This is a genomic window from Nonomuraea sp. NPDC050547, assembly GCF_044457345.1.
Classification (GTDB): domain Bacteria; phylum Actinomycetota; class Actinomycetes; order Streptosporangiales; family Streptosporangiaceae; genus Nonomuraea.
Genome location: NZ_JBITGW010000024.1, coordinates 127,980 through 149,995, shown reverse-complemented (window position 1 = coordinate 149,995; position 22,016 = coordinate 127,980). Strand labels below are relative to the sequence as shown.

Sequence of the window (22,016 nt, the reverse complement as noted above, 5' to 3'; positions counted from 1 at the left end):
CCGGCCGGAGCCGGGGCGCGGGCGGCGGGCCCGGCGTCCTGGGAGGGTCCGGTGGTGAGGGCGGGGTGCGAGTGTGCGCCGGGGAGGGCCGGGGCTGCGGCAGAATACCCGCATGGCACCTGATCGTCCGCCCGGCAGCGTCCTTGAAGCCGTGCTGGAACGGGTGACCTATGCCAATGAGGAGACGGGCTACACCATCGCGCGGGTCGCGACCGAGCGGTCGGGCACTGAGTTGCTCACCGTGGTGGGGCCGCTGCTGGGGGCGCAGGTCGGGGAGTCGCTGCGGCTGACCGGGCGGTGGACCTCGCATCCGCGCTACGGCAAGCAGTTCGAGGTCTGGTCCTACAGTACGGTCCTGCCGGCGACCATCCAGGGGATCCAGCGGTATCTGGGGTCCGGGCTGATCAAGGGGATCGGGCCCAAGATGGCCGAGCGGATCGTCGGGCACTTCGGCACCGACACGCTGGATGTGATCGAGAACGAGCCCGAGCGGCTGGTCGAGGTGCCGGGGCTCGGGCCCAAGCGGACCAAGATGATCGGCGCCGCGTGGGAGGAGCAGAAGGTCATCAAGGAAGTGATGATCTTCCTTCAGGGAGTCGGGGTCTCCACCTCGATCGCCGTCCGCATCTTCAAGCAATATGGCGATAAATCGGTGGAAGTGGTGAAGAGCCAGCCGTATCGGTTGGCGGATGATGTCTGGGGCATAGGGTTCAAGACGGCCGACACCATCGCCCAGGCAGTCGGCATCCCCCACGACAGCCCGGAACGCGTCAAGGCGGGCCTGCGCTACACCCTGTCCCAGGCCGCCGACGACGGGCACTGCTACCTGCCCGCCCCCAACCTCGTCGGCGACGCCGTCAAGATCCTCGACGTGCCCGCCGAACTGGTCTCCGCCTGCCTGGAGGAGTCGGTGACCGCCGAGGAGGTGGTGCGCGAGGAGATCCCGGCCGGGGACAACACCGTCCCGGCGATCTACCTGGTGCCCTTCCACCGCGCCGAACTGTCCCTGGCCGGCGGCCTGACCTCGCTGCTGCGAGGCGGCCACGACCGGCTCAAGGCCTTCGCCGACGTCGACTGGGAACGCGCCGAACAGTGGCTGCACGGCCAGACCGGCGCGGAACTGGCCGCCGAGCAGCGTCAGGCGGTACGGCTGGCGCTGACGGAGAAGGTCGCGGTGCTGACCGGCGGGCCCGGCTGCGGCAAGAGCTTCACCGTGCGCTCCATCGTGCTGCTGGCGCGGGCCAAGCGCGCCCGCGTCATCCTGGCCGCCCCTACCGGCCGCGCCGCCAAGCGCCTGGCCGAGCTGACCGGCCACGAGGCCACCACCGTCCACCGGCTGCTGCAGCTGCGTCCGGGCGGCGAGGCCACCTATGACCGCGACAACCCTCTCGACGCCGACCTGGTGGTGGTCGACGAGGCCTCGATGCTGGACCTGCTGCTGGCCAACAAGCTCGTCAAGGCGATCGCGCCGGGCGCGCACCTGCTGTTCGTCGGCGACGTCGACCAGCTGCCCTCGGTCGGCGCGGGCGAGGTGCTCAAGGACCTGCTCGCCGCCGAGGAGATCCCGCGCGTACGGCTGACGCAGATCTTCCGCCAGGCCGCCGAGTCCGGCGTGGTCGTCAACGCCCACCGGGTCAACTCCGGCAAGCACCCGGTCCTGGAGGGCATGAGGGACTTCTTCCTGTTCCCCTGCGAGGAGCCCGAGGAGATCGCCCAGCTCACCGTGGACGTGGTGGCCCGCCGCATCCCCCGCAAGTTCGGCCTCAACCCGCGCCGCGACGTGCAGGTCCTGGCGCCCATGCACCGCGGCGCCGCCGGCGCGGGCGCGCTCAACATCGCCCTGCAGGAGGCGCTGACCCCCTCGCGCGAGGACCTGCCCGAACGCCGCTACGGCGGCCGGGTCTTCCGCGTCGGCGACAAGGTCACCCAGCTGCGCAACAACTACGACAAGGGCGCCGCGGGGGTGTTCAACGGCACGGTCGGCGTCGTGGAGGCGATCTCGCCGGATGAGCACCAGCTGACGGTGCTCACCGACGAGGACGAGAGCGTCGACTACTCCTTCGACGAGCTGGACGAGCTGGCCCACGCCTACGCGGTCTCCATCCACCGCTCGCAGGGCAGCGAGTACCCGTGCGTGGTGGTGCCGCTGGCGACCAGCGCGTGGATGATGCTGCAGCGCAACCTGCTCTACACCGCCATCACCCGGGCCAAGAAGCTCGTGGTCATCGTGGGCTCACGCCGGGCGCTGGCCCAGGCGGTGCGTACCCGCGGCGCGGGCCGGCGCCACACCGGGCTCACCCACCGGCTGACACCAGCCGCCGGCCCAGACGCTGGGCGGGCGCTTCCACCCAGCGCCAGGTGAGCGCGCTGAGCGCGAACGTGGCCGGCACCGCCCACAGCGCCGGCATCACCCGCAGCAGCAGCGGGTGCAGCAGGTAGACCGAGTAGCTGACCAGTCCAAGCCAGCTCAGCACGTACGGCACGCCCCGCCCGCGCAGCGCCATCCCGGCCAGGAAGATCGCCCAGGCGGCCACGAAGGCGGTCTTGAGGTTGGTGCCCGGTGACAGCAGCACCCCGGCCACCGGTACGGCCAGCACGATCCACGCCCTGGCCCAGGTGATCTGCCCCTGCTCGGCCCGGTACAGGGCGGTTCCGGAGAACATCGTGGCCACGACGATGAGGCTCTGCCAGGCGGGCAACCGGCCGTTGAAGGCCAGCAGGGCGGTGACCGCCACGAGGAGGACGGCCGCGCCGGCCTGCCGTACCGGACCGTCGCCGCCCAGGACGGCGGCCAGGCCGGCGGCGATGACGGCCAGCGCGAGCAGGGAGGCGCCCGTGAGGGCGCCGGTGGGCAGCAGCGCCGCGCCGGCCAGCGCGACGGCGGCCAGCCCCAGCGCGATCTCGGCGCTGCGCCGGTGCGCGCCGAGCGTGAACAGGGCGGTGACCAGCAGGTAGAAGGCCATCTCGTAGGACAGGGTCCAGAGCACGCTGACCGCGCTCGGGGTGCCGAGCAGGTCCTGCAGCATGCTGAGGTGGGCCAGCGGGGAGCCGGTGACGGGCAGCAGCACCAGCGCGCCGGCCATGCACAGCGCCCACAGCGGGTAGAGGCGGAAGACGCGGCCGATCCAGAACGCGCGCACCTCGCCGCGGCGTTCCAGCGAGGCGGGCACGATGTAGCCGCTGGCCAGGAAGAACACCATGACGCCGCACCAGCCGGCGGCGAACCAGGCGCCGCCGGCGGCGTGCACGGAGGGTGAGAGGCCGGCGACGGCGTGCTCGTAGACCACCAGGACGGCCGCCAGCCCGCGCAGCGCGTCGAGCCACGCGAGTCGTTTGCCAATCCTTTGCGGTCCGGGGGAGAGCATCCGGTCAGGGTACGCCGTACCAGCGGGGTTGACCTGTTCTTGACCTGCGCTTGACGTCACTGAGTGATCGAAATGTGACCGAACTCTCCCGAATGAATCTGCGTCATACATGCAGGAGCATTAAGGTTTTGAGAGTTGTTTTAGGTAAATGGGGGAGAGGTCCGTTGTGAGTACTGTGCCCGGTTGGAGGAGACCCGCGGCGGGCGTGGCGCTGCTGGCGGCCGCCGCGTTGACGGCGTCGTGTTCGGGCGGCGCTCCGGCCGGCCCGGGGCAGCAGGGCAAGCCCGGCCAGGCGGCGACGACGCCGCAGGCACCGGTCATCACGATCACGCCCGAGCAGGGCAGCGCCAAGGTGAGCCCGGACAAGAAGGTCGTGGTCGAGGCGGCCGGGGGCGTACTGGACGAGGTCGTGGTGCAGGCCGGGGCCGAGCAGCTCGAGGGCAAGTTCAGCGCCGACAAGACGCGCTGGGTCTCCAAGAGCCCGCTCAAGCCGTCCACCGACTACAACGTCACCGCCAAGTCGGGGGTCACCCAGGCCGCCAGCGCGTTCAAGACGCTGAAGCCGGAGCGGGTGTTCAAGGTCGTGGACGTCACGCCCAACGCCAAGGGCGAGAAGATCGGCGTGGGGGCGCCGATCATGGTCCGCTTCGACCAGCCGATCAAGGACAAGGCGAGCGTCGAGGCCGCGCTGAAGGTCGAGGCGGAAAAGCCCGTCGAGGGCGCCTGGCGCTGGATCGACGACACCTACGTGATCTACCGCACCGCCAAGTACTGGCCGGCGCACCAGAAGATCAAGTTCCACGCCGACATCGAGGGCATCAAGGGCGGCAAGGGCCTGTACGGCGGCAAGGACCACGAGACCACGCTGCGGATCGGCGCCAAGCAGATCAGCAAGATCGACACCCGCAAGAAGATGATGTACGTCTACGTCGACGGCAAGCGCAAGCAGACCATGCGCATCAGCGCCGGCATGGCCACCACCCGTGAGTACACGACCACCTCGGGCATCCATCTGACGATGGAGCGTGGCAATCCGGTGCGCATGATCTCCCCCGGCCGCAAGAAGGGCGACCCGGGCTACTACGACGTGATGATCAACCACGCGGTGCGCATCTCCAACTCCGGCGAGTACGTCCACGCCAAGAACAACGTCTGGGCACAGGGCGTGCGCAACGTCAGCCACGGCTGCATCAACTCCCGGCCCGACCAGGCCAGGTGGTTCCACGACACCATGCAGCGCGGTGACGTCGTCGACATCGTCGGCACCAACCGCGAGCTGGAGTGGAACAACGGCTGGGGCTACTGGCAGATGTCGTTCAAGCAGTGGAAGAAGGGCAGCGCCCTGCACGGCAAGGCGTGATCGCCGCCATACCCGCAGCGGTGCCGTAGGCGCCACCGGGCGTTCACGCGCCGTTCACGGCCGGTGCCTACGCTCCGGTGGGATGAGAGGCAAGATCGTTCTGCTCGCCGCGGCGCTGGCGGCGGCCGGATGCGGCACGCAGACCGGCGGCCCGGCGTCGATTTTGGACAAGGACGAGCTGGTCGTCGCGGTGAAACCGGACCAGCCCGGCCTCGGGTTCAAGACCGCGGGCGGGAGGTTCGAGGGGTTCGACGTGGACGTCGCCTCCTATGTGGCGGCCCGTCTGGGGAAGAAGGTCACCTTCGTCCCGACCACCTCCGAGGGGCGCGAGGACAAGCTGAACTCCGGCGAGGTGGACATGGTGATCGCCACCTTCTCCATCAGCCCGCAGCGCAAGGCCGAGGTCACCTTCGCCGGGCCGTACTACGTCTCCCACCAGGACATCCTCGTGCGCGCGCGGACCACGGACATCCGCGGGGTGCGTGACCTGCGCGGACGCAGGCTGTGCCAGGCCAAGGGGTCGATCTCGGCCTCGCGCATCGTCGAGGGGCGCCGGGTGATGGCCGACCTCGTCCCCGCCGCCACCTACAGCGCGTGCGTGGACCTGCTGCGCGCGGGCCGGGTGGACGCCGTCTCGACCGGGGACCTGATCCTCGCCGGCTTCGCCGCCGCCGACAAGGGCGCGTTCGCCATCGTGAACGCGCCCTTCACCGAGGAGCGTTACGGCATCGCCCTGCCGCGCGGCGACGTGGCCGGGTGCGAGGAGGTCAACCGGGCCCTGACCGCCCTGTACCAGAGCGGCACGGCGGCCAAGCTCCTGCGGGCGCGCTTCGGTTCGACGGGTCTGCGGCTGACCACCTCGGTGCCGCAGTTCGAGGGGTGTGAGTGAGCCTCAGGCGACCTCGCGGCGCAGGATCATGCCCGGCCACGCGCCGACGCTGAACGGCTTCTCCCGGGTGAAGCCCCAGCGCTCGTAGTAGGCGATCAACCGGCCGTCGTCACCGGCGTAGCAGTCCACGCGCAGCAGCTTCACCTGCCGCTCGCGGGCCTCGCGCAGCGACCGGTCCAGCAGCGCCCGGCCCACTCCGTGGCCGGAGAAGCGCCGGTCGATCACCAAGGCCTGCACGTACAGCTCCGGTTCGGGAGCCGCGTCCACATACGGGTTGGCCGCGCCCACCACCAGGCACCCGGCCGGGTCGCCCTCCACCTCCGCGATCCGCATGCCGTCGCCCTCGGCCCACCCGCGCGCCTGCGCGTGGCGCTGGGGGTTGACGCTGAACGGCTCGCTGCCCCACTGGCCGGCCCGCCCCTGGGCCACCAGCCAGGCCACCGCGCTGTCGAACATCCCGAGTACCGCCGCCACGTCCTGTGGCCCGCCTGTCCTGATCTTCATGGACGTCAGGGTATATTTCCTAGAAATCAGGTAGGAAATATTGCCAATAAGGACGGGTCCGCCTATCGTGAAGATCGTGAGTCCAGGCCTGACCCGTCGCGCGCACATCGACTACTGCCGCGTCGCCAGCGCACAGTGTTGCCGGTCCTAGCGCCGGACCCGATCCGCCGCATGCCGTAACCCGTCTGTCTGCTCTTCCGTCGAAGGACGATTCCGCATGCCCGCACATCCCCGCCCCCTGCCGGCCGTACTCCTGACCTCCGTGCTTCTGGCCGCCTGCGGCCAGGCGGACTCCAGCACCCAGCAGGCCCTCGCCCCCGACGCGCCGCTGCCCACGACCGTGCCCCGGGGAACCAAGCTGATCATCGGCGATCCGTCGACCAAGATCGCGCTGGAGCTGTCCGGCGAGATCGGCACGTTCTCCTTCCCGATCGAGTGGGCCAACCTCAGCGGCGGCCCGCAGACCTCCGAGGCCTTCCGCGCCGACGCCCTCGACGTGGGGGCGGTCGCCGAGATCCCGGCCATCCACGCCACCTGGACCGGGCTGCCCGTGAAGATCATCGCCTCGCGGTTCAGGAAGGACCCGCTCACCCATCCCACCTACGAGCTCGGCATCGCCCCCGGCGTGCTCGTCAAGACCCTGGCGGACCTGCGCGGCAAGAAGATCGCCTACAGTCCCGGCCAGGCCCAGGGCGCGCTGGTGCTCAAGGTGCTGAAGAAGGCCGGCCTCACCAAGCAGGACGTCACCCTCGTCGAGCTGCCCAGCACCGGCGACGTCTACCCCAACGCCCTGGCCGGCAAGCAGGTCGACGTCGCGCCCATCGGCGGCGTCAACATCAAGCGCTACACGGCCAAGTTCGGCAAGGACGGCGCCACCACCATCCGCCACGACCTGCGCGACGACCCCAGCCACCTGTACGTGCGCGCGGAAACCCTGAAGGACCCGGCCAAGGCGGCGGCCCTGCGCGAGTACGTCGCGGCCTGGGTCCGCGCCTCCCGCTGGGTGTATGAGCACCCCAAGGAATGGATCGCCGGCTACTACGTCAAGGACCAGGGACTCACCCCGGAAGACGGCCAGTACCTGGTCGACCTGGCCGGCGAACCCGACCTGCCCACCGACTGGAGCCAGGCCGTCGCCCGCCACCAGGAGACCATCGACATCCTCGCCGCCGAGACCGGCAACCGGCCGCTGAAGGCCGCCGACCTCTACGACCTGCGCTTCCAGACCGTCAGGGACGGTGCCTGATGCTCCTCGCCACCCCGCCCGACACCCTCGTCCAGGCCCGCGCCCGCCGCGGCCTGCGCCCCGGCCGCCCCCTGCGCCTCGGCTTCCTGTACGGCCCGCTCCTGCTGGTGGCCGCCTGGGCGGCGGGCTCGGCCACCGGCCTGCTCGACCCCCGCTTCCTGTCGGCCCCCTGGACCGTCGTGACCACCACCGGCGAGCTCATCGCCGGCGGCCGGCTGCAGGAGCACCTCCTGTCCTCCGTCCAGCGGGTCGGGCTCGGCCTGGCCTTCGGCATCCCCGCCGGCACCCTGCTCGCCCTCGCCTCCGGCCTGAGCCGCTGGGGCGAGGCCCTCATCGACGGGCCCGTCCAGATCAAACGCGCCGTGCCCGCGCTGGCCCTGATGCCGCTGCTCATCCTGTGGCTCGGCATCGGCGAAGGCATGAAGATCACCGTCATCGCGCTCGGCGTCGTCGTGCCCATCTACATCCACACCCACAACGGGCTGCGCGGCATCGACGCCCGCTACGTCGAGCTGGCCGAGAGCGTGGAACTCGGCCGGGCGGCGTTCATCCGCAAGGTCGTGCTGCCCGGCGCGCTGCCCGGCTTCCTGCTCGGCATGCGCTTCGCCGTCACCACCGCCTGGCTGTTCCTCGTGGTCGCCGAGCTGATCAACTCCACCAGCGGCATCGGCTACATGATGGACCTGGCCCGCACCTACGGCCAGACCGACGTGATCCTCGTCGGCATCGTCCTGTACGGGCTGCTCGGCCTGTTCTCCGACGCCGCCGTGCGCCTGGTGGAAAGGAGGGCGCTGTCATGGCGACGCACCCTGGCCGGCTGACGGCGGCAGCCGTACGCATCGAAGGGCTGACCCGCTCCTACGGCGAGCGCGTCATCCTGGACGCCCTGGACCTGGAGATCCCCGCCGGGGAGTTCGTGGCGCTGCTCGGCCAGAGCGGCTCGGGCAAGAGCACGCTGCTGCGCGCCCTGGCCGGGCTCGACTACGACGTGGCCGGCACCGGCCGCGTCGAGGTGCCCGAGCAGGTCTCGGTCGTCTTCCAGGACGCCCGCCTGCTGCCCTGGCAGCGGGTGCTGGACAACGTGATCCTGGGCCTGGACGGGGCCGAGGCCAAGGGCCGCGCCGGCCTGGAGGAGGTCGGGCTCGGCGGGCGCGAGCGCGCCTGGCCCAGCGAGCTGTCCGGCGGCGAGCAGCAGCGGGTCGCGCTGGCCCGCTCGCTGGTGCGCGAGCCGCGCCTGCTGCTGGCCGACGAGCCGTTCGGCGCGCTGGACGCGCTGACCCGGCTGAAGATGCACGCGCTGCTGCGCCGCCTGTACGAGCAGCACCGCCCGGCCGTCCTGCTGGTCACCCACGACGTGGACGAGGCCATCGCCCTGGCCGACCGGATCCTGGTGCTCGCGCACGGCCGGATCGCCGCCGAGCAGCGCCTGGACGGCGCCAGGAGCCACAGCGAGATCAGGTCCGAGCTGCTGCGCGCGCTCGGCGTGAGGGGAGAGGCCCGATGAGACAGCTCAACCTGAACCTGTTCGTCTACCCGGGCGGCCACCACGAGGCCGCCTGGCGCCACCGCGAGGCCCGGCCGGAGCGGGTCCTGGACATCACCTACTACCAGGAGCTGGCCCAGCGCGCCGAACAGGCCACGATGGACGCCGTCTTCTTCGCCGACGGGCCCTCGCTGCCCGACAACGTGCGCTATGCCAGCCGCTTCCGGCTGGAGCCGTTCACGTGGCTGTCGGCGATCGCGGCGGTGACCGAGCGCATCGGCCTCATCGCCACCGCCTCCACGACCTACCTGGAGCCCTACAACCTGGCCCGGCTGTTCGCCTCGCTGGACCACCTGTCCGGCGGGCGGGCCGGCTGGAACATCGTCACCACCGGCGCCCCGCAGGCCGCCCAGAACTTCGGCCTGGACGAGCATCCGGTGCACGCCGAGCGCTACGCGCGGGCGCACGAGTTCCTGGAGGTGGTCAGCGCGCTGTGGGACAGCTGGGAGGACGACGCGCTGGTCATCGACCCGGCCTCCGGCGTCTTCGCCGACTCCGCCAAGATCCACGCCATCGAGCACGCGGGGGAACGGCTGCGCGTACGCGGCCCGCTGAACACCCCGCGCACCCCGCAGGGCCGCCCCGTCTACGTCCAGGCCGGCTCCAGCGAGGACGGCAAGGCCTTCGCCGCCCACCACGCCGAGGCGATCTTCACCGCCCACCAGACGCTGGACAACGCCCGCGACTTCTACGCCGACGTCAAGTCCCGGGTGAAGGCCGCCGGCCGCGACCCCGACCTGGTCAAGGTGCTGCCCGGCATCAGCCCGTTCATCGGCTCCACCGAGGCCGAGGCCAAGGCGCTGCAGCGGGAGTTCGACGAGCTCACCCAGCCCGAGTACTCCCTGCGGCAGTTGCGCCAGTTCCTCGGCATCGACCTCGTCGGCCACGACCTGGACGGGCCGGTGCCGCGCGAGAAGCTGCCCACCCACGAGCAGCGCGGCTACGGCAGCCGCTTCGGCGTCGTGCTCGACATCATCGATCGCGAGAACCCCACCATCCGCCGGCTCCTGCACCGCCTGGCAGGCGCCCGCGGCCACTGGGTGACCGCGGGCACGCCGGAGCAGATCGCCGACCGCATCGAGCAGTGGTTCACCGGCGGGGCGGCCGACGGCTTCAACGTCATGCCGCCCTACCTCAACGGCGGTTTCGAGGTCTTCGCCGACCACGTCCTGCCCCTGCTGCGCTCGCGCGGGCTGTTCAGGCGCGAGTACGGCGGCGCCACGCTGCGCGAGCACTACGGCCTGCCCCGCCCGGCCAGCCGGTACGCGCCCGCGCTCTAGCGCCGCACAGCCGAGCCGTCCGGGTCAGGGGCCGGACGGCTCGGCTCCCGGCGCGGGCGCAGCAGCAGCGCCGTGAGCAGGGCGGCGGCCAGCAAGATCGCCAGCGCCAGCCCCAGCGCGGCGACGTAACCGGGCACCGGCTCGGTGTGCGCGGCGGCCACGGTGTTGAGCAGCGCCACCCCGAGCGCCGCGCCCACCTGCTGGGCGGCGTTGTAGGCGGCCGAGGCGGCGCCGACGTCGTGCCCGCGCAGCCCCGCCGTGGCCAGCGCCGCGGTCGGGGGCAGCACGCAGCCGAGCCCGAGCCCGGTGAGCACGAGCGCCGGCAGCAGGTACCCGCCGAGCACGCCCGTGCCGCCCTCCTCCAGCCGGGTCAGCACGAACATGCCGGCGGCGGCCGCCAGCAGGCCCGCCACGATCGGCACCCCGGGCGGCACCCGCCCGTGCAGCCGTCCGGCGATGAGGGACGCTCCGGCCAGGGCCGCGACCGCGTTGACGATCAGCGCCAGCCCGGCCTGGACGGGCGTGTAGCCGAGCGTGGCCTGGGTGTAGTAGCTCATGAACAGGTAGAAGCCGAACATGGCCACGAACATCAGGGTGATCGCCACGAACGCCCCGGCCCGCGCGCGGTCCAGCAGCACCCGCATCGGCAGCAGCGGCTCGGGCGCCCGCGTCTCCACCACGGCGAACGCCGCCAGCAGCACGACCCCGCCCGCCAGCAGCCCGAGCACCTTGGGCGCGCCCCAGCCGAGCGGTTCGGCCTCGTTGAAGGCGTAGACCAGGGCGGCGAACCCCGCCACGCTCAGCAGCCCGCCCGGCACGTCCATCCGCCCCCGCGCCGCGGTGGGCGTCTCGCGGCCGGTCCTGGCCATGGCCGCCGCGGCCAGCAGCGCGATCGGCACGTTGATGTACAGGCACCAGCGCCAGCTCGTGTACTCCGTCAGCAGCCCGCCGGCCACCAGGCCGATCGCCGACCCGGCGGCGCCGACCGCGGCGAAAGCCCCGAAGGCCCGCCCCCGCTCGCGCGGCTCGGTGAACGTGGTTGTCAGCAGGGACAGCCCGGCGGGCGCGAGCAGGGCGGCGAAGACCCCTTGCAGCGCCCGCGCCGCGAACAGCATGACGGGGCCGGTGGCCGCTCCGCCCAGCGCCGAGGCGGCGGCGAACCCGGCCAGGCCGATGACGAAGGCGCGCCGGTGCCCGAGCGCGCCGCTGATCCGGCCGCCGATGAGCAGCAGCCCGCCGAAGGCCAGCGCGTAGGCGGTGATCGCCCATTGCCGGTTGGCGTCGGTCAGGCCGAGCGCCTGCTGGGCGGTGGGCAGGGCGATGTTGACGATGGTGCCGTCCAGGACGACGAGGAGTTGGGCGGCGCTGACGGCCGCCAGTGTCCGCCGATGTGCGAGATCCATGTCTTCCAGCGTTTCGTTGAACGCCTCCCGGAACCCTGGCCCGTCTCCAGCAGGGCCGGCAGGCCGCCAACCTTCAACCGGCGGGGCAGACGGCCGTCGTGATCTCGCAGGAATGGGGCATTAGGGTGGGGCGCGTGATGTTGCCGCTTTTCGATCTGCAGATGCGCCGGCAGGCGCGGCCCGACGCCGCGGGCGTCCGGGTGGAGTGGACCGGCTCGGTGGTACGCCAGGTGGGCGGGCCCGAGGACTGGAACGGCATCCTGTGGTCGGACCTGGACGATGCCGGGGCCGATGCCGTCATCGCCGAGCAGGTCGCCTTCTACGGCGGGCTGGGCCGTACCTTCGAATGGAAGCTCTACAGCCATGACCGCCCCGCCGACCTCGCGCGGCGGCTGGCCGCGGCGGGGTTCGTCGCCGACGAGGCCGAGACGCTCATGGTGGGGCGCATCGGCGAGCTGAGCCTGAGCGAGGAGGTGCCGGGCGGGGTGGAGCTGCGGCCGGTGCGTGACGCGGCCGGGGTGGAGCTGATGGCCGCCGTGCACGAGCAGGCTTTCGGCGGGGATTCCTCGCGGGTGCGCCACCAGTTGCTGACCCAGCTGGCCGAGCGGCCGCTGGAGGTCGAGGCGGTGGTGGCGATGGCGGACGGGCGGCCGGTCAGCGCGGCGCGCATGCAGCTGCATCCGGGCACCGACTTCGCCAGCCTGTGGAGCGGCGGCACCGTCGCGAGCTGGCGCGGGCGGGGCCTGTACCGGGCGCTGGTGGCCTACCGCGCCCGGCTGGCGGCCGCGCGCGGCTACCACTTCCTGCAGGTCGACGCGGCGCCGACCAGCCGGCCCATCCTGGCCAGGCTGGGGTTCGCGGCGCTGGCGACGACCACGCCGTACCTCAGTCCGTGAACTCTTTCCTGGCCAGCAGGAAGGCCTGAGGCGCCCGCTCGTCCTCCGGCTCGCGTTCCAGCCGGGCGTGGGTGGGCAGCCCGGCCGCGCGCAGCAGCCGCGCCATCTGCTCGGCGCGGCGGCGGTGGAAGAGCAGGTCGATCGGGTGGCCGAGCGCGTCGGTCAGGTGCAGCGGCTCGTCGCCGACCTGGAAGGCCAGCAGCGCGTACCCGCCGGGCGCCAGCACCCGGTGGAACTCCGCCAGCGCCTGGGGCAGCAGCTCGTCGGGGATGTGGATGGTGGAGTACCAGGCCGCCAGCCCCGCGACGGACTCGTCGGGCACGGGCAGTTCCAGCATGGAGCCCTCGACGAAGCGCACGCCGGGCAGCGTCTTTCCGGCCACGGCGAGCATGCCGGGCGACAGGTCCACGCCGAAGACCTCGACGCCCCGCTCGTGCAGGAACCGGGTGAGGTTCCCGGTGCCGCATCCCACGTCGGCCACCGGTCCCCGGCCGCGCACGAGATCGGCGAAGGCGCCGGCCATGGCGCGGTCGAGGGGCTTGCGGTCCATCTCGTCACGGGCCAGCTCGTCGTACTCGACGGCGATGGCGTCGTAGGAGGTGCGGGTACGGGTCAGGAAGTCGGCTTCGATCACGGGGGTGCATCCTAGCCCCGGCCGTTCACGGCGTGAGCGTGTTCGCCTCCCAGGTGACCGGCAGCGCGTGCAGGCCGTAGATCATCATGTCCGTGCGCAGCGGCACCTGCTCATCCGGTACGGCCGGCCGCAACCCGGGCAGGCGGGCGAACAGCGCCGGCAGCCCGGCCGTCATCTCCACCCGGGCCAGCTGCTGGCCGAGGCACTGGTGGATGCCGTGCCCGAAGGCGACGTGCCCGGCGGTCGAGCGGCCGAGGTCGAGGCGGTCGGGGTCGGGGAAGTGCGCGGGGTCGCGGTTGGCGGCCGGGATGGAGACGGTGACCGTCTGCCCCTCGCGGATGAGCTCGCCGCCGAGCTCGACGTCCTGCAGCGCGGCCCGCGCGGTGGCGGGGACGATGCTGAGGTAGCGCAGCAGTTCCTCCACCGCCGGGCCGGGCTCGCGCCGCAGCTTCTCGACGCTGCCGGGGTTGCGCATCAGCGTCCAGGCGCCCAGGGCGAGCATGTTGGCGGTGGTGTCGAAGCCGCCGCCCATGAGCAGGAAGGCGATGGTGACGAGCTCTTCGTCGTTGAGTTCGCCGCCGGTGACCAGGCCGCTGAGCAGGTCGTCGGTGGGGTGGGCGCGTTTGGCGGCGATCAGGTCGGCGATGGAGGCGGTGGCGGCGGCGTAGGCGGCGGCCTTGTCCTCGGTGCCGGCGCGGGTGCTGGCGAAGATGGGCATGTGGTGGCGGAAGCGCTCGCGTTCGTCGTCGGGCACGCCGAGCAGTTCGCAGATCACCACGCCGGGGATCGGCTGGGCGAAGTCGGCGACGAGGTCGGCGGGCGGGCCCTTGGCCTGCATGGCGTCCAGGTGGTCGGCCACCACGGCTTCGATGCTGCCGCTCAGCCGGCGCATGCGCCGTACCGTGAACTCGCCGGTGAGCAGGTGACGGTAGCGGGTGTGCTCGGGCGGGTCCATGGCCAGGAACGCGCCGGGCGGCGCCGGCCGCAGGGGCGCGCGGGCGCCGGCGCCGGGCATGGGGGTGTGCACGAGGTCGGCGCGGTGGCTGAAGCGCCGGTCGGCCAGGACCGCGCGGACCAGCTCGTGGCTGGTGACCAGCCAGCCCTCGTGCCCGTCGGGGTAGGTCATCGGGCTGACGGGGCACTCGCCGCGCAGCCGGGCCAGTTCGTCGGGCGGGTCGAAGGGGCGGCCCGCCGGGGGTTGCAGAGGCATCATGCCTTCAGATAACACCACTCGAAGTAAAGTTACAACCGATGTAAATATACCGATGGTGTAAGGTTCGCGTATGGAGGAGACGCGCCGCGCGCGCAAGAAGCGGCAGACCAGGGAGCTCATCGCCGAGGCGGCCTTCCGGCTGTTCGCCGAGCGGGGTTTCGAGCAGACCACGGTCGCCCAGATCGCCGCCGCGGCCGACGTGGCCACCAAGACGTTCTTCAACCACTTCCCGAGCAAGGAGGACGTGGTCTTCTTCGCCGCGGGCGACTACTACGAGGTGACGCTGGAGGTGCTGGCCGGGCGCCGCCCCGACGAGTCCGTCTCCGACCTGCTGCTGCGCACCTACGAGGAGGTCGTGGCCCGATTCCTCGACCACGGCCCGCTCAGTGACGAGCCGGAGTGGGCCGCGCAGTACCGCACGCTGGTCATGACCGTGCCCTCGGTGCAGGCCAGGGCGCTGATGGTGCTGCTCGACCTGCAGCGGAAGATCGCGGCCGCGTTCGCCGAGACCTTCCCCGAGGAGATCGACCAGGTCACCGCGGCGGCCGCGATAGGCGCCCTCATGGGCGCGCTGCAGGCCGCCTCGCTGGTCAGCCACGAGCTCGGCCACTCCGAACCGCAACGGCGCAAGGCGAGCGAGCGGGCGGCCGAGCTGGCGATGCGCGGCCTGCGCTCGCTGTAGGTCACCTCGCTCGCTGCCGATCACATCGCGCGCCGCAGGGCCTTGTCGCGGCGCTGCGCCACGCTCGAACCGGACTCCTTGCGCGCCATCCTGCGCAGCACCACCGGAGCCAGCAGCAGGCCGAGCACCGCCCAGGCGGCCAGGACGCCGGCCGTCTCCAGATGCCGCCAGGACTGGCCGATCTCGACCATGACCGCCGCGTCCGGCAGCAGCGCCGCCCGCATCCCCAGGCCCAGCCAGTAGAAGGGGAAGGCCTGGGCGATCCACTGCACCCACTCCGGCAGCGTGGTGATCGGGTAGAAGATGCCGGAGATCGCGATCATGCCGAGGATCGGCAGCTGCAGCAGGCCCTGGCCGCGGGCGCTGGGGAACACCGAGCCGAGCACCGCGCCGATCGGCAGCGTGGCCACCATGCCCAGCGCCAGCACCCCCAGCAGCGCCGGCCAGGACGCCGCGCCGGGGTCCAGCCCCTTGACGATCAGCAGGCCGGGCACGAGGAAGATCGCCAGGTCGGCCAGCAGGCCGCCGGAGACCGAGACGACCTTGCCCACCAGGTAGCTCTGGATGCCGTGCGGGGTGGCCTTGGCGCGCAGCAGCGTGCCGTCCTCGCGTTCGTAGGTGAGCTGCTGGCTGAGGCTGACCAGGCCGAGCGCGGCGTTCATGCCCAGGACGCTCGGCAGGGCGAGGGTGCCCAGCAGCAGGCCGGAGGCGCCGAAGGAGCTCTCGCGCAGGAAGTACATGACCACGAGCATCAGCACCGGCCACAGCAGGTGGCTGAACAGGTCGGACCCGTTGGTGAAGGACTGACGCAGCTCGATCACGCCGCGCCGCCACCCGGCGCGCAGGACCACGGCGTTCATCGGCTCTCCTGTTCCGCGTGGCGTACCAGCGCGAGGTAGGTCTGCTCCAGGGAGGCGCGGTGCACCTCCAGTTCCTGTACGGCGGCGCCGTGGCGGGCGAACAGCTCGCGCGCGAAGCCGGTGGAGTCGGCGGCCCTGTGCGTGTGGCGGCGGCCTTCGTGCACCCAGCGGACCTCGTCCTGGCCGGCGATGCCGCGGGCCAGTTCGGCGGCGCTGCCGTCGGCGATCACGCGGCCGCCGTCCAGGATGACGATGCGGTCGGCGAGTTTCTCGGCCTCGGCCAGGTCGTGGGTGGTGAGCAGGATCGTGGTGTGCTGGTCGACGGCCAGGCCGCGCACGAGTTCGTGGAAGTCGTGGCGGGCGGCGGGGTCGAAGGCGGCGGTGGGCTCGTCCAGGAACAGCAGCTCGGGCCGGCCGACGATGCCGATGGCCACGTCGAGCCTGCGGCGCTGGCCGCCGGAGAGCGTTTTGATCTTCTTGCCGGCGTGCGGGGTGAGGCCGACCGCCGCGATGAGCTCGTCGGGGTCCCAGGGGCGGGTGTAGGCGGTGTAGTGGGCGGCGAGGTGGGCCAGCAGTTCGCGTACGCGCCATTTGCCGTGGTCGCGCCAGGACTGCAGGACCACGCCGACGCGGGCGCGCCAGCGTTCGCCGCCGTCGGCGGGGTCGGCGCCGAGGACCTGGACGCGGCCGGCCGAGCGGCTGCGGAAGCCTTCGAGGATTTCGATGGTGGTGGTCTTGCCGGCGCCGTTGGGGCCGAGCAGGGCCAGGACCTCGCCGTGGCGGGCCTGGAAGGTGACATCGTGCAGGACGTCGGTGCTGCCGTAGCGCATGCGCAGACCGTCGACGTCCAGCACGGGTGTGCCGGAGGGCATGGCGGGATTCTCCCTGTAGTGAGTGAGTGCTTACTAACCCATGGCGGCAGGGCCGTTCCGCGCGATGCGGCGAAACGGTGGACGGGCGGCCTGGGTCAGATGTCCTGGGCGCGGCTCAGCAGGGCCTCGCGGTCGACGCCGGCCAGGGCCAGGGCGCGCGGCACGGTGCCGACCTGCGCCCGCAGGATGCCCGCGAGCAGGTGGGCGGAGTCGATGTCCTTCTTGCGGACGGTGGTGAAGGCGCGCTCAAGCGCGAGCTTGGCCGAGGCGCCCATGCCGGGCGACTTGGGCGCGCCGGCGGCCGGGGGCAGGCGGTAGGCGGCGGCGGAGATGCCGACGGCGTTGAGACTGTGCTCGAACTCGCGATCCAGCGCCGCGCGCACCCCGCCGCGGTCCAGGCCCACCTCGGCCAGGAGCCGGTGGGCGTTGGTGCCCTCGTGGCCGGCGATGGCCAGCAGCAGGTGGTGGGCCTCGACGGTGGCCGAGTGGTCCTGGTGGGCTTCGTGTTCTCCTTGGGTCATGATCGTGTGGAAGTAGTGATCGAAGGGGGTCACGGCTCAGCGCCTCCTCAGCTGGACGCCCGCGGCGATGAGCCGCTTGGCGTGCTTCTTGTGAACCGCCTGGCGCGTCACTCCGAGTGCCTCGGCGACCTGCGGCCAGCTCCAGCCCGCCCGCATCGCCTGCTCAACGGCGGAGTCCTCCAGCTGGTCGGCCAGCCGCCGCAGGGCCGCCACCGCGGCCAGGCCGTCGGCGGGGTCGGAGGGAGCAGGGATCTCTTCAGCGGACATGTGAGCAACTGTAGTTGACTAAGCCCTATTGAGCAACTTGGGTTGCTTAAAGCTCTGACTCGTCCCTTAACTGGCATCGCTCCTGCTTTGGTACGATCTTGGCCCACGTTACTGGCTGGAGGCTTGGTGCCCGAGGTGTTGGCCCTGTTGGACGAGGACCCCCGGGCGGTGGGGCCCTACCGCCTGCAAGGGCGGCTGGGGGCGGGCGGCCAGGGCACCGTCTACATCGGGCGCACCGGCCAAGGCGCACCGGTCGCGATCAAGCTGCTGCACCCGCATCTGATCGCCGACCTGCGCGAACAGCAGCGCTTCCTGCGCGAGGTGGAGACCGCCAAGCGGGTGGCGCCCTTCTGCACCGCGCACGTGCTGGACTCCGGGTTCGTGGGGGCGCGGCCGTACATCGTCAGCGAGTACGTCCAGGGGCCGTCCCTGCAGGCCTCCGTGCGCGACAACGGCGCCCGCGGCGCCGCCGCGCTGCAACGCCTGGCCGTCAACACCGCGACCGCGCTGGCCGCCATCCACGAGGCCGGGGTCGTGCACCGCGACTTCAAGCCCGGCAACGTGCTGCTGGGACCCGACGGGCCCGTCGTCATCGACTTCGGCATCGCCCGCGCCCTGGACCTCAGCCAGTCGGTCGTCAGCAGCCAGCCCATCGGCAGCCCCGCCTACATGGCGCCCGAGCAGATCGCCGGCGGCGACATCGGCGCGGCCGCCGACATCTTCGCCTGGGGCGCGACCATGGTCTACGCCGCCACCGGCCAGCGGGCCTTCGTCGGCGACTCCATCCCGGGCATCCTGCACCTCATCCTGCAGGGCGACCCCGACCTCGGCGAGCTGGACGGTCCCCTGCGCCTGCTGCTGGGCGAGTGCCTGGCCAAGGACCCCGCGCAGCGGCCCACCGCGGCCCAGGTGATCGAGCGCCTGCGGGCGCTGCCGCCGCCCGCGTGGGACACCGTCCCGGTCCGCCGCACCGCCGCCACCGGCTTCGCCGCCCCGGACGTTCCCGGCCTTCCCGCCGCCGCGGGCCCTCCCACGACGCCGGTGGCCGTCGCGCCCCCGCGGGCGCGGGCGCGACGCGGCCAGCGCCACCGTACGGCGGGCGCCGGCCGGCGGGGCGCCGCGGGGACCCGCGGCCCCGCGCCGGGGGCCCCCCCCCCCCCGCGGGGGGGGGGCCCCCCGGGGGGGGGGGGGGGCCCCCGCGGCCTGCTCCTCGGTACGGCGGGCGCCGTCCTGCTGGCCGCCGCGGTCACCGGCTACTTCGCGCTGGCGCCCGGCGCGTCCGGCAACCACGCCGCCCTGACCACCCCGGCCGCCGCGAAGGCCTCCGTCCCCGGCTCTCCTACCTCCGCTCCCGCGCCTTCCACGCCCGCGCCGTCCACCCACGTGGGCGCCACCCCGGCCGTCCACGGCACCCCGGCGCCCGGGGCCACGAAACGCTCGCAGTCGGCCAAGGCCGTACCCCCGCCCAGCGGCACCCCGCACCGGGCCACCCCGAGCGCCACCCGCAAGGCGCCCCGCACCCAGGCGCCCGTCGAGCCCACCGACGCCGCGCCCACCCGCAAACCCACGCACAAGCCCACGGCCAAACCGACCAGCGCGCCGCCCAGCGAGCCGGCCGCGCCCTCCCAGGCGCCGATCACCCTCGACGACGCCCACGCCTACTGCAAGACGCAGGGCGCGAGCATGGCCGCCGGCGGCTGGGCCAACCTGTGGTGCATGGGCGGTTCCAACGCCAAGATCTCCGCCTCGACGGTCTGCCAATGGAAGTACCCGGGCCGCAACGCCGTCGCCGAGCAGCCGCAGAACGGGATGGCCCAGGAGGTGACCTGCCGCTTGTCATGACGCGCCCGCACCACGCAGACTGCCGTCATGACGCACCGTCACGACCACGACCCGGCGTGCGAGGCCGCCCACGGCCAGGCCCCCGCCGATCGGCAGGCGCGCACCCTGGTGGCGGTCTTCGCCTCGCCGGTGGCCGAATGCCTGCTGCGCTACGGCGCCGAGCTCGGCTTCCGCACGGTCCTGCTGGAGCCCGACCCCGCCCGCGCCCTGCCCGGCCACCCGGCCGAGCGCGAATCCGGCCCCTACCTCGACGCCGCCGCCGACGTGGTGCTCACCGACCACCACCGCCAGGAGATCGGCCCGCTCCTGCGCGACCTGCTGGCGACGCCGGCCCGCTGGATCGGCATCATGGGCAGCCCCCGCCACACCGGCCCGCACGTGCGAGCGCTGCGTGAGCTCGGCGTGCAGGACGCGCAGATCGCCCGCGTGCACCGGCCGATCGGCCTGAACATCGGCTCCCAGACGCCGCCGGAGATCGCCGTGGCCACCCTGGCCGGGCTGATCGCCGACCGCAACGACCGGCCGGGTGGGTTCGCCTTCTAGAGCCGGTCGCCTCTGCTAGATGGGGCGGGTGCCGGGGATGACCAGGCCGCTTTCGTAGGCGGTGACCACGGCCTGGGTGCGGTCGCGCAGGCCGAGTTTGGCCAGGATGCGACTGACGTGGGTTTTGACCGTTTCCTCGGTGACCGTCAGGCGCAGCGCGATCTCCGGGTTGGACAGGCCCTCGGCCAGCAGGCGCAGCACCTCGGTCTCGCGCGGCGTCAGCGCGCGCAGCGACGCCGCCGCCGACGGGTCCTGCTTGGGGCGTAGCTGGGCGAACTCGCTGATCAGGCGCCGGGTGACCGCCGGGGCCAGCAGGGCGTCACCGGCCGCGATGACGCCTACCGCCTCGAACAGCCGCTCGGCGGTGACGTCCTTCAGCAGGAAGCCGCTGGCTCCGGCCCGCAGCGCGTCGTAGACGTACTCGTCGAGATCGAACGTCGTCAGGATCAGCACGCGCGGGCCCGCACCGGCCGCGACCAGGCGGCGGGTGGCCTCGATGCCGTCCATGCCGGGCATGCGCACGTCCATGAGGACCACGTCCGGCGCGTGCTCGCGGCAGAGCCGCACCGCCTCGGCGCCGTCGGCGGCGGTGGCGACCACGGTGAAGCCGGGCTGGGTGCCGAGCATCTCCGCGTAGCCGGTGCGCACGACCGGATGGTCGTCGGCGACCACGATGCGGACCTGGCTCATGGCGTCTGCTTTCCCGGGAGGTGGGCTTCGATGAGGAAGCCGCCGCCGTGGGCGGCTCCGGTGCTGAGGCGTCCGCCGACGGCGAGGGCACGCTCGCGCATGCCGGCCAGCCCGTGGCGTCCCTGGATGTTGTCGCCGGAGGGGCCGGGGCCGTTGTCGCGCACGCTCAGGTGCAGGCCCTGGCCGTGGTAGTCCAGGCGCACGTCGACGGCGGCGCCGGGCGCGTGGCGGCGCGCGTTGGTGAGGGCCTCCTGGATGATCCGGTACGCCGCCAGCTCCACCCCCGGATCCAGCGCGGCCGGTGTGCCCCGCAGGATGAGCCGCATGCCGGTGCCGGAGGCCTGGCGGGCCTCGTCCAGCAGCTCGTTGAGTTCGCCCAGCCCGAGCCCCGGCTGGGGCCGGCGGGCCGCGGTGCTCGCTCCGGCGTCCTCGCGCAGCACCCCGAGCAGCCGCCGCATCTCGGTGAGCGCCGCGCGGGCGGTGTCACCGATGGCCGACAGCCGCTGCGCCCCGGCGGGCGGCATTCCGGCGACGCTGACGCGGGCGGTCTCGGCCTGCACGGCGACCATGGAGATGTGGTGGGCGACCACGTCGTGCAGTTCGCGGGCGATGCGGGCGCGTTCGCCGCGCGCGGTGTGCTCCAGCAGCGAGTCGGCGATAACCTGCCGGGCCTCGGTGTGCTCGCGCGCCTCGGCGCGGGCGCGGCGGGCGATGGCGGCCAGCGCCGTCGCGGGCGCCAGGCAGGCCAGCACGAGCGTGTGCGTGGTGGTGGCCGCGCCGGTCGTGCCGATGAGCTCCATCACCGGGTACGGCGCCGCCACCGCCACGGCCGCCACCGCGGGCCCGGTCCGTCCGGCCAGGTAGCAGGCCAGCAGCAGCGCCCCCGCCCCGGCGGCGGTCAGCGTCTGGAAGGCCAGCAGCGACAGCACCACCGAGGCGCTCACCAGCGCCGCGCACGCCACCCGCTGCCCGCGCAGCAGCACGAGCGGCGCGGTGGTGGCCAGCGCCAGCAACGGCAGCACCAGCCCGGACAACCACGGCCCCGCGCCCCCGGGCCCCACACCCCCGGGCCCCAGGCTCCCAGCGGCCGCGCTCTCCGAACCCACGCCCTCCGCGGACGGGCCCATGCCGGAGGGCGGGCGGGTGGCGGCCGGGGTGATGTCGCTCACCGACCCCCACCCCTCCATCGACAGGCCACGCACCCGCAGCAGCGCCTCGCCCACGGCCAGCACCGCCAGCGCCACGCCCGCCACCAGCTGCGCCCGTTCCCGCGTCCACCACCCAGCGCCGCCCTGTCGGCGCTGGTCATCGCCCTGTTTCACGCTAGCCATTGTGGCCTGCCCGCCGCGTGCCCGGCATCCCTCCTGGGAGGGAGGCGCCCCGGCCGGGAAGATCGCTCGTGTGCG

The 22,016-nt window shown here is 72.8% G+C and carries 22 protein-coding genes; 11 read left to right on the top strand and 11 right to left on the bottom strand.

Annotation, left to right across the window (positions count from 1 at the left end; genetic code table 11):
* The first annotated feature begins 112 nt into the window (after window positions 1–112).
* On the top strand, window positions 113–2,362 hold the full coding sequence (locus ACIBHY_RS46050) for an ATP-dependent RecD-like DNA helicase (protein WP_397310039.1): 2,250 nt from the start codon (window positions 113–115) through the stop codon (window positions 2,360–2,362).
* Here ACIBHY_RS46050 and ACIBHY_RS46045 read toward each other — a convergent pair.
* Complete coding sequence (locus tag ACIBHY_RS46045; RefSeq protein ID WP_397252990.1) at window positions 2,295–3,365, bottom strand: acyltransferase family protein; 1,071 nt, start codon at window positions 3,363–3,365, stop codon at window positions 2,295–2,297. The two genes, ACIBHY_RS46050 and ACIBHY_RS46045, sit on opposite strands and share 68 nt — an antisense overlap.
* Window positions 3,366–3,570: 205 nt before the next feature.
* Between ACIBHY_RS46045 and ACIBHY_RS46040 the strand changes: the two genes are divergently transcribed.
* A complete protein-coding gene (locus ACIBHY_RS46040) occupies window positions 3,571–4,725 on the top strand; it encodes an Ig-like domain-containing protein (RefSeq protein ID WP_397252992.1) in 1,155 nt (384 codons plus the stop codon).
* 82 nt (window positions 4,726–4,807) lie between these two features.
* Window positions 4,808–5,614: a glutamate ABC transporter substrate-binding protein gene (locus tag ACIBHY_RS46035; RefSeq protein ID WP_397252994.1), complete on the top strand. Its 807-nt coding sequence runs from the start codon at window positions 4,808–4,810 to the stop codon at window positions 5,612–5,614.
* A gap of 3 nt (window positions 5,615–5,617) precedes the next feature.
* Here ACIBHY_RS46035 and ACIBHY_RS46030 read toward each other — a convergent pair whose 3' ends face one another.
* Window positions 5,618–6,118, bottom strand: a complete 501-nt coding sequence (locus ACIBHY_RS46030) for a GNAT family N-acetyltransferase (RefSeq protein ID WP_397252996.1) — start codon at window positions 6,116–6,118, stop codon at window positions 5,618–5,620.
* Window positions 6,119–6,335: 217 nt separating this feature from the next.
* Here ACIBHY_RS46030 and ACIBHY_RS46025 point away from each other — a divergent pair, with 217 nt between their 5' ends.
* From ACIBHY_RS46025 to ACIBHY_RS46010, 4 genes are read left to right on the top strand one after another with little or no spacing between them, the layout of a single operon-like run.
* The gene (locus ACIBHY_RS46025) at window positions 6,336–7,364 is read left to right on the top strand and encodes an ABC transporter substrate-binding protein (RefSeq protein WP_397310038.1); all 1,029 of its coding nucleotides are present in this window, start codon (window positions 6,336–6,338) and stop codon (window positions 7,362–7,364) included.
* Window positions 7,364–8,185, top strand: coding sequence for an ABC transporter permease (locus ACIBHY_RS46020; RefSeq protein ID WP_397253000.1), 822 nt, complete (start codon window positions 7,364–7,366; stop codon window positions 8,183–8,185). The genes ACIBHY_RS46025 and ACIBHY_RS46020 overlap by 1 nt, the downstream gene beginning before the upstream one ends.
* Window positions 8,161–8,868 (top strand): ABC transporter ATP-binding protein, encoded by a 708-nt coding sequence (locus ACIBHY_RS46015; protein ID WP_397310037.1) that lies wholly within the window; start codon window positions 8,161–8,163, stop codon window positions 8,866–8,868. The genes ACIBHY_RS46020 and ACIBHY_RS46015 overlap by 25 nt, the downstream gene beginning before the upstream one ends.
* Window positions 8,865–10,187 carry an LLM class flavin-dependent oxidoreductase gene (locus tag ACIBHY_RS46010; protein WP_397253004.1) on the top strand — a complete coding sequence of 441 codons (1,323 nt, stop codon included), beginning with the start codon at window positions 8,865–8,867 and terminating at the stop codon, window positions 10,185–10,187. Before ACIBHY_RS46015 ends, ACIBHY_RS46010 begins: the two co-directional genes overlap by 4 nt.
* Here the strand turns inward: ACIBHY_RS46010 and ACIBHY_RS46005 are convergent.
* The gene (locus tag ACIBHY_RS46005; protein ID WP_397310036.1) at window positions 10,184–11,590 is read right to left on the bottom strand and encodes an MFS transporter; all 1,407 of its coding nucleotides are present in this window, start codon (window positions 11,588–11,590) and stop codon (window positions 10,184–10,186) included. The two genes, ACIBHY_RS46010 and ACIBHY_RS46005, sit on opposite strands and share 4 nt — an antisense overlap.
* Before the next feature lie 137 nt (window positions 11,591–11,727).
* Between ACIBHY_RS46005 and ACIBHY_RS46000 the strand changes: the two genes are divergently transcribed.
* A complete protein-coding gene (locus ACIBHY_RS46000; RefSeq protein ID WP_397253265.1) occupies window positions 11,728–12,486 on the top strand; it encodes a GNAT family N-acetyltransferase in 759 nt (252 codons plus the stop codon).
* On the opposite strand, the gene ACIBHY_RS45995 is transcribed toward ACIBHY_RS46000, so the two are convergent.
* Window positions 12,476–13,120 carry a class I SAM-dependent DNA methyltransferase gene (locus ACIBHY_RS45995; protein ID WP_397310035.1) on the bottom strand — a complete coding sequence of 215 codons (645 nt, stop codon included), beginning with the start codon at window positions 13,118–13,120 and terminating at the stop codon, window positions 12,476–12,478. The genes ACIBHY_RS46000 and ACIBHY_RS45995 overlap by 11 nt on opposite strands.
* Before the next feature lie 25 nt (window positions 13,121–13,145).
* Window positions 13,146–14,333, bottom strand: a complete 1,188-nt coding sequence (locus tag ACIBHY_RS45990) for a cytochrome P450 (RefSeq protein ID WP_397310034.1) — start codon at window positions 14,331–14,333, stop codon at window positions 13,146–13,148.
* A 70-nt stretch (window positions 14,334–14,403) separates the two neighbouring features.
* On the opposite strand from ACIBHY_RS45990, the gene ACIBHY_RS45985 reads away from it, so the two are divergent.
* A complete protein-coding gene (locus ACIBHY_RS45985; RefSeq protein WP_397253012.1) occupies window positions 14,404–15,015 on the top strand; it encodes a TetR family transcriptional regulator in 612 nt (203 codons plus the stop codon).
* A gap of 20 nt (window positions 15,016–15,035) precedes the next feature.
* On the opposite strand, the gene ACIBHY_RS45980 is transcribed toward ACIBHY_RS45985, so the two are convergent.
* From ACIBHY_RS45980 to ACIBHY_RS45965, 4 genes are all read right to left on the bottom strand, one after another.
* Window positions 15,036–15,875: an ABC transporter permease gene (locus tag ACIBHY_RS45980; protein WP_397253014.1), complete on the bottom strand. Its 840-nt coding sequence runs from the start codon at window positions 15,873–15,875 to the stop codon at window positions 15,036–15,038.
* A complete protein-coding gene (locus ACIBHY_RS45975; RefSeq protein WP_397253016.1) occupies window positions 15,872–16,747 on the bottom strand; it encodes an ABC transporter ATP-binding protein in 876 nt (291 codons plus the stop codon). Before ACIBHY_RS45975 ends, ACIBHY_RS45980 begins: the two co-directional genes overlap by 4 nt.
* 95 nt (window positions 16,748–16,842) lie before the next feature.
* Entirely contained in the window at window positions 16,843–17,301 is a 459-nt protein-coding gene (locus ACIBHY_RS45970) for a Clp protease N-terminal domain-containing protein (protein ID WP_397253018.1), read from the bottom strand.
* Between the two features lie 3 nt (window positions 17,302–17,304).
* Window positions 17,305–17,535, bottom strand: coding sequence for a hypothetical protein (locus ACIBHY_RS45965; RefSeq protein ID WP_379622907.1), 231 nt, complete (start codon window positions 17,533–17,535; stop codon window positions 17,305–17,307).
* A gap of 135 nt (window positions 17,536–17,670) precedes the next feature.
* Here ACIBHY_RS45965 and ACIBHY_RS45960 point away from each other — a divergent pair, with 135 nt between their 5' ends.
* Together ACIBHY_RS45960 and ACIBHY_RS45955 are read left to right on the top strand one after the other, a co-directional pair.
* A complete protein-coding gene (locus ACIBHY_RS45960) occupies window positions 17,671–19,377 on the top strand; it encodes a protein kinase (protein ID WP_397310033.1) in 1,707 nt (568 codons plus the stop codon).
* A 27-nt stretch (window positions 19,378–19,404) separates the two neighbouring features.
* Window positions 19,405–19,920 carry an XdhC family protein gene (locus ACIBHY_RS45955; protein WP_397310032.1) on the top strand — a complete coding sequence of 172 codons (516 nt, stop codon included), beginning with the start codon at window positions 19,405–19,407 and terminating at the stop codon, window positions 19,918–19,920.
* A gap of 15 nt (window positions 19,921–19,935) precedes the next feature.
* Here the strand turns inward: ACIBHY_RS45955 and ACIBHY_RS45950 are convergent, their stop codons facing one another.
* Both ACIBHY_RS45950 and ACIBHY_RS45945 read right to left on the bottom strand, forming a co-directional pair.
* Window positions 19,936–20,610 (bottom strand): response regulator, encoded by a 675-nt coding sequence (locus ACIBHY_RS45950; protein WP_397253024.1) that lies wholly within the window; start codon window positions 20,608–20,610, stop codon window positions 19,936–19,938.
* Window positions 20,607–21,932, bottom strand: coding sequence for a sensor histidine kinase (locus ACIBHY_RS45945; protein WP_397310031.1), 1,326 nt, complete (start codon window positions 21,930–21,932; stop codon window positions 20,607–20,609). The genes ACIBHY_RS45950 and ACIBHY_RS45945 overlap by 4 nt, the downstream gene beginning before the upstream one ends.
* Between the last annotated feature and the right edge of the window lie 84 nt (window positions 21,933–22,016).

Bases quoted from the DNA above. Each gene is read 5' to 3' on its own strand.
- ACIBHY_RS46050 (WP_397310039.1), top strand. From the start codon at position 113: ATGGCACCTGATCGTCCGCCCGGCAGCGTCCTTGAAGCCGTGCTGGAA.
- ACIBHY_RS46045 (WP_397252990.1), bottom strand. From the start codon at position 3,365: ATGCTCTCCCCCGGACCGCAAAGGATTGGCAAACGACTCGCGTGGCTC.
- ACIBHY_RS46035 (WP_397252994.1), top strand. From the start codon at position 4,808: ATGAGAGGCAAGATCGTTCTGCTCGCCGCGGCGCTGGCGGCGGCCGGA.
- ACIBHY_RS46030 (WP_397252996.1), bottom strand. From the start codon at position 6,118: ATGAAGATCAGGACAGGCGGGCCACAGGACGTGGCGGCGGTACTCGGG.
- ACIBHY_RS46025 (WP_397310038.1), top strand. From the start codon at position 6,336: ATGCCCGCACATCCCCGCCCCCTGCCGGCCGTACTCCTGACCTCCGTG.
- ACIBHY_RS46020 (WP_397253000.1), top strand. From the start codon at position 7,364: ATGCTCCTCGCCACCCCGCCCGACACCCTCGTCCAGGCCCGCGCCCGC.
- ACIBHY_RS46015 (WP_397310037.1), top strand. From the start codon at position 8,161: ATGGCGACGCACCCTGGCCGGCTGACGGCGGCAGCCGTACGCATCGAA.
- ACIBHY_RS46010 (WP_397253004.1), top strand. From the start codon at position 8,865: ATGAGACAGCTCAACCTGAACCTGTTCGTCTACCCGGGCGGCCACCAC.
- ACIBHY_RS46005 (WP_397310036.1), bottom strand. From the start codon at position 11,590: ATGGATCTCGCACATCGGCGGACACTGGCGGCCGTCAGCGCCGCCCAA.
- ACIBHY_RS46000 (WP_397253265.1), top strand. From the start codon at position 11,728: ATGTTGCCGCTTTTCGATCTGCAGATGCGCCGGCAGGCGCGGCCCGAC.
- ACIBHY_RS45990 (WP_397310034.1), bottom strand. From the start codon at position 14,333: ATGATGCCTCTGCAACCCCCGGCGGGCCGCCCCTTCGACCCGCCCGAC.
- ACIBHY_RS45985 (WP_397253012.1), top strand. From the start codon at position 14,404: ATGGAGGAGACGCGCCGCGCGCGCAAGAAGCGGCAGACCAGGGAGCTC.
- ACIBHY_RS45980 (WP_397253014.1), bottom strand. From the start codon at position 15,875: ATGAACGCCGTGGTCCTGCGCGCCGGGTGGCGGCGCGGCGTGATCGAG.
- ACIBHY_RS45975 (WP_397253016.1), bottom strand. From the start codon at position 16,747: ATGCCCTCCGGCACACCCGTGCTGGACGTCGACGGTCTGCGCATGCGC.
- ACIBHY_RS45965 (WP_379622907.1), bottom strand. From the start codon at position 17,535: ATGTCCGCTGAAGAGATCCCTGCTCCCTCCGACCCCGCCGACGGCCTG.
- ACIBHY_RS45955 (WP_397310032.1), top strand. From the start codon at position 19,405: ATGACGCACCGTCACGACCACGACCCGGCGTGCGAGGCCGCCCACGGC.
- ACIBHY_RS45950 (WP_397253024.1), bottom strand. From the start codon at position 20,610: ATGAGCCAGGTCCGCATCGTGGTCGCCGACGACCATCCGGTCGTGCGC.